A 4,373-nucleotide genomic window follows, 5' to 3' on the forward strand; every position below is an offset into this window, starting at 1 on the left:
ATTTCCGCCTGGGACAAGGCGTGTGGGTTCATTCCGCTTTCAATTCCAGTTACGGGGCCATGTATTTCGGCAGGCCCAAGATCCGTTCGGCCAAGACCAACGATATCACCGATATCAGTCTTGTCGGTGACGTGTTCGGCGTCCATGCCTATAACGACGCCAAGGCCGAGGTCTGGATCGCCCCCGCGGGCCTGCAACGCGGCCGGATCCCCAACACTCTGGGCGTCCACTACAACGTGGGCACCCCGGGACGATCCAGCGAGATGGACGACCTGGTAAACAACCAGATCAGCCCAATCGTGGATTTCTCGGATGAAGGTACCGTGATCTGGGGCGAACAAACCCTGCAACGGGCACCCAGCGCGCTCCAATCGCTTCATATCCGCAGACTGCTCATCTACATGAGGAAGGCTCTTCTCAAGATCAACCGGATCTATCTCTTCGAACCGAATGACCCCATCACCTGGCGTCGGGTTTTCAACCTGATCAATCCATGGATGGAAGACCTCCTGAAACGGCGGGCGTTCTACGAATACCTGATCCAATGCGACCAGGACGCCAAAAGCATCAATGATGCGATCCTGAACACGCCGGAGAGAATCGACCGCGGGGAATTCGTTTGCAGGCTCTTCATCAAGCCGACCCGCACGCTCAAATATTTCGGGATCGAAGCGGTGATCACGAAGTCAAACGCGAACTTCAAAGAGCTTTTGGATATTAGGCTGTAGCATTCGGCAAAAAAACGCTTTCCTTATATCGTAGATTAACGATATAAGGCATCATGTCGAAACGACAAACGAAGCCGTGTTGCCCTGAAGAACCGATCGCCGAATTCGAAAAAGAACTTCCCGGAAATCGTAAATGGGAAGAAGTCCTCGCCCGTTATGCCAAGGCCATTAGCCATCCCGTCAGATTGCGTATTCTAGATATTCTGAAGTCCAGGAATACGTGTATTTGCGGAGAGATTGTCGACGAGTTGCCGATTGCGCAAGCCACGGTTTCGCAACATCTCAAAGTCCTGAAAAACGCCGGGCTGATTCGCGGGGCCATCAACGGACCCTCGACCTGTTACTGCATCAACAAAGCGGCAGTCCGGCAATTCAAAAAATTACTCAAGGATTTATAGGGGGCTTGATGAAAAAACTTCAATTTCTCGACCGTTTTCTGACCTTGTGGATATTCTTCGCGATGGCCGTGGGCGTCGGAGTGGGCTACCTTTATCCCGGTTTTTCAAGCATCCTGAACCGGTTGCAATACGGCAACACATCCGTTCCGATCGCGGTCGGCCTGATTCTCATGATGTACCCGCCGTTTACCAAGGTCAAATACGAGGAATTGGGGCGGGTCTTCAGGAACTACCGTATTCTCGCGCTCTCCCTGGTACAGAATTGGGTCATCGGTCCGATACTCATGTTCGCTTTGGCCGTCCTTTTCCTCTCGGACAAGCCTGAATATATGACGGGGCTCATTCTGATCGGTCTCGCCCGGTGTATCGCCATGGTCGTCGTCTGGAACGATCTGGCGGAAGGCAATACCGAATATTGCGCCGGACTCGTCGCGTTCAACTCCGTCTTTCAGGTGCTGTTCTTCTCCGTCTACGCCTACGCTTTTCTGACCGTGTTCCCTTCATGGCTGGGGCTTGAGGGTGTTCAGATTCACGTCACCATGTCCGAAATAGCGAAGAGCGTGTTCGTCTATCTCGGAATTCCGTTTTTGGGAGGGATGCTCACTCGCGCCGTTCTGCTCAAGATCAAGGGATCTGACTGGTATCAGAGGGAATTTATTCCCCACGTCAGTCCGCTGACCCTCGTCGCTCTTCTTTTCACGATCATGATCATGTTTTCGCTCAAGGGTGAACATATCGTGCAATTGCCGGGAGACGTCCTCCGGATCGCCATTCCGCTGTTGCTCTACTTCGTTATCATGTTCGTGTTTTCCTTCCTCATGAGCAAGAAAATGGGGGCGAATTACAGCGAGTCTTCGACCCTGTCGTTCACGGCGGCGTCGAACAATTTCGAGCTGGCGATCGCAGTGGCCATAGCGACATTCGGATTGAACCATGGGGCCGCCTTCGCGGCGGTCATCGGTCCCTTGGTGGAGGTTCCCGTGATGATCGCGCTGGTCAATGTGGCTTTTTATTTCAGGAGACGTTTGTTCAAACGAGAAAGTATCGGGACGGAGAGTGTTTATGAGCGAGAAAAACGTGTTATTCCTATGCGTGGCGAATTCCGCCCGGAGTCAGATGGCTGAGGGGTTGGCAAAACATCTCTTTGGAGACCGTATGCATTTCATGAGCGCGGGCTCCAATCCATCACGGGTGAATCCGCTGGCCATCCAAGTCATGAAGGAAATCGGCATCGATATTTCCGGTCACCGATCAAAATCGGTTACCGAGATTGATCCGGAGGACATCGATCTGGTTATCACCCTTTGCGCCGAGGAGGTTTGTCCGATCTTCTTGGGTAAAGCCGAACGTCTCCATTGGTCCTTCAATGACCCGGTTTCCCTGCAGGGATCCGAAGAACAGAAGCTCCAGAAATTCCGTGAAATCCGCGATCAAATCAGTCTGAAAATTCGGCAGCGGTTCAAGGAATTGATTTAAATAAAACCCGCCGTCATGACCAAGCCGATGACCATCAAGAGAATTCCCGTAATATATTGAATCGTCGTCATCGTTACCTTGTGCAGGAATTTCATTCCGATCACCACTCCGAGAAATGCGGCAATGCTTCCGGTGATAATCATCCTCCCCTCCGGGCTGGAAGGCAGTGCCCGAAAGCTGAATTGGGATAGCATCGTTCCATAGGTCAGTAATCGTATGGAGTCGACGATCAGGCCGATCACCGCGTTGGTTCCCACAAAGGACCTCGCCGTCATGTCGACTTTGGCGAGAAACGCGGAGCGCAACGCGCCCTGATGGCCTGAGAGCCCACCGAAAAAACCAGATAGAATACCGCCGATGGACAGATACTTGCGCTGGAAGGAGAGTTTCTTCAATCGGGGATGCAACTCCAGCATCGAGAAGCCCAAAATGAGCAACCCCAGGACAAATTGGAGGGGAGTGATTTGGGCCTTGAGCCCAAGGAAATGATACGAAAACCAGGGAGGCAGATGGGCAAGCTGTACCAGCAGGATCGCCCCCAAGTAAGCCGCCGCAATCGCCGGCAACCCGAATTTCAAAACGACTTTGAAATCGGCCAGTCGGCCCACCAAAACCACCTTCAATACGTTATTGGCGGCATGCACCATCGCGGTCGCCGCCACGGCCATATCCACGGGAATGAAAACCGCGAAGACGGGTAGCAATATCGTGCCAAGGCCGAACCCGGAAAAGAGGGACAGGCAGGATGCAGCCAGTGAGACTACTGCTATGAGAGCAAGATTCATAGTTTCTTCGATAATAGAGGGTTTTAAGGTTTATAACCGGCAAGAGCCTCTCTCACCGTCCAGAACTTCGTGCCCTTGTAGTCGAATTCCGCTTGGGTTCCGAGCAAGCCCGGCGATTGCGTCACGGTCACGTTAAGTCCGCTCTTCAGGAGGACGCACTTGCCCGCGTCCAGGTAGGCCTGGAAACCGGCCTGGTCATTCCGGGCGGCAAAGGCGCTCATATCATCCAGCCATTCTTTCTTGGAGCAGGCGGCGTAACCTTCCACCGTCTTCGCCGACAGGGCATCTGCGTGAGCGTTTCCGACAAGAAAAAAGAGCAAAAATAAAATCCCTGAAACTCTCATATCTTCGACCTCCTTTGAGAGGATTACCATGACATGGCGTACCTTCCGTAAGAGTGCAAGTCCGTCTTTCATCTTGGTTTCAAGGGGCAGTTTTGGCCCTTTTCATAAGTAAGGGGGGAAAGGAGCTCATTTATGCCCACAGCGACACCTATCAACCCGCGTAAGAAATTCCCATGGACCGTCGAATTCGAGGGTCTGGAACCCGCTCTCGTCCAACAGGTCACCATTCCCGGCCTTTCCGTCGAGGTTGCCGAGCACGGTTCCAGCAACATCCTCGTCAAAACCGGCGGTATGGTGAAGGTCGGCGACATTGAGCTCAAGAAGCTCATGTTCATGGATAAGAATGAGAACTGGGCCTACGACTGGTTCAAAAAAGTCAGCGATCCGGAAAACGGCACTATGGGTGTTCCGTCCGAATACAAGCGGAACGGCTACATCATATTCCACGATACCGACCTCGAAACCATTCTGGAGAAGTGGCAGGTCATCGGCTGTTTTCCAAAGCAGATCGAAAAGGACGAACTCGACAGAAAATCGAGCGACGACATCATCGAAAAGGTCGTGTTGTCCTGCGACCGGGTGATCCGCTCTTCATAACAGATAACAGGAGGCCATCGTGACGGAAGACAAACCTAAAGGGGC

Annotated in this window: 7 protein-coding genes; 5 read left to right on the forward strand and 2 right to left on the reverse strand. The window is 52.7% G+C overall.

Annotation, left to right across the window (positions count from 1 at the left end; genetic code table 11):
* The 4 genes from HY696_03990 to HY696_04005 form a co-directional block, all read left to right on the forward strand.
* Positions 1–728: phage tail protein (locus HY696_03990; protein ID MBI4237564.1), on the forward strand; the 728-nt coding region annotated here is incomplete at its 5' end.
* A 53-nt stretch (positions 729–781) separates the two neighbouring features.
* A complete protein-coding gene (locus tag HY696_03995; GenBank protein ID MBI4237565.1) occupies positions 782–1,126 on the forward strand; it encodes a winged helix-turn-helix transcriptional regulator in 345 nt (114 codons plus the stop codon).
* Positions 1,127–1,134: 8 nt separating this feature from the next.
* A complete protein-coding gene (arsB, locus tag HY696_04000; GenBank protein MBI4237566.1) occupies positions 1,135–2,250 on the forward strand; it encodes an ACR3 family arsenite efflux transporter in 1,116 nt (371 codons plus the stop codon).
* Positions 2,189–2,602, forward strand: a complete 414-nt coding sequence (locus HY696_04005) for an arsenate reductase ArsC (protein ID MBI4237567.1) — start codon at positions 2,189–2,191, stop codon at positions 2,600–2,602. The genes arsB and HY696_04005 overlap by 62 nt, the downstream gene beginning before the upstream one ends.
* On the opposite strand, the gene HY696_04010 is transcribed toward HY696_04005, so the two are convergent.
* On the reverse strand, positions 2,599–3,387 hold the full coding sequence (locus HY696_04010; protein ID MBI4237568.1) for a sulfite exporter TauE/SafE family protein: 789 nt from the start codon (positions 3,385–3,387) through the stop codon (positions 2,599–2,601). The two genes, HY696_04005 and HY696_04010, sit on opposite strands and share 4 nt — an antisense overlap.
* Positions 3,388–3,410: 23 nt before the next feature.
* The gene (locus tag HY696_04015; protein MBI4237569.1) at positions 3,411–3,803 is read right to left on the reverse strand and encodes a hypothetical protein; all 393 of its coding nucleotides are present in this window, start codon (positions 3,801–3,803) and stop codon (positions 3,411–3,413) included.
* 60 nt (positions 3,804–3,863) lie between these two features.
* Between HY696_04015 and HY696_04020 the strand changes: the two genes are divergently transcribed.
* Positions 3,864–4,328, forward strand: a complete 465-nt coding sequence (locus HY696_04020; protein ID MBI4237570.1) for a phage tail protein — start codon at positions 3,864–3,866, stop codon at positions 4,326–4,328.
* Positions 4,329–4,373 lie beyond the last annotated feature (45 nt).

This window comes from Deltaproteobacteria bacterium, from assembly GCA_016210045.1.
Taxonomy (GTDB): domain Bacteria; phylum UBA10199; class UBA10199.

Bases quoted from the DNA above. Each gene is read 5' to 3' on its own strand.
- HY696_04015 (MBI4237569.1), bottom strand. From the start codon at position 3,803: ATGAAAGACGGACTTGCACTCTTACGGAAGGTACGCCATGTCATGGTA.
- arsB (MBI4237566.1), top strand. From the start codon at position 1,135: ATGAAAAAACTTCAATTTCTCGACCGTTTTCTGACCTTGTGGATATTC.
- HY696_04020 (MBI4237570.1), top strand. From the start codon at position 3,864: ATGCCCACAGCGACACCTATCAACCCGCGTAAGAAATTCCCATGGACC.
- HY696_04010 (MBI4237568.1), bottom strand. From the start codon at position 3,387: ATGAATCTTGCTCTCATAGCAGTAGTCTCACTGGCTGCATCCTGCCTG.
- HY696_03995 (MBI4237565.1), top strand. From the start codon at position 782: ATGTCGAAACGACAAACGAAGCCGTGTTGCCCTGAAGAACCGATCGCC.
- HY696_04005 (MBI4237567.1), top strand. From the start codon at position 2,189: ATGAGCGAGAAAAACGTGTTATTCCTATGCGTGGCGAATTCCGCCCGG.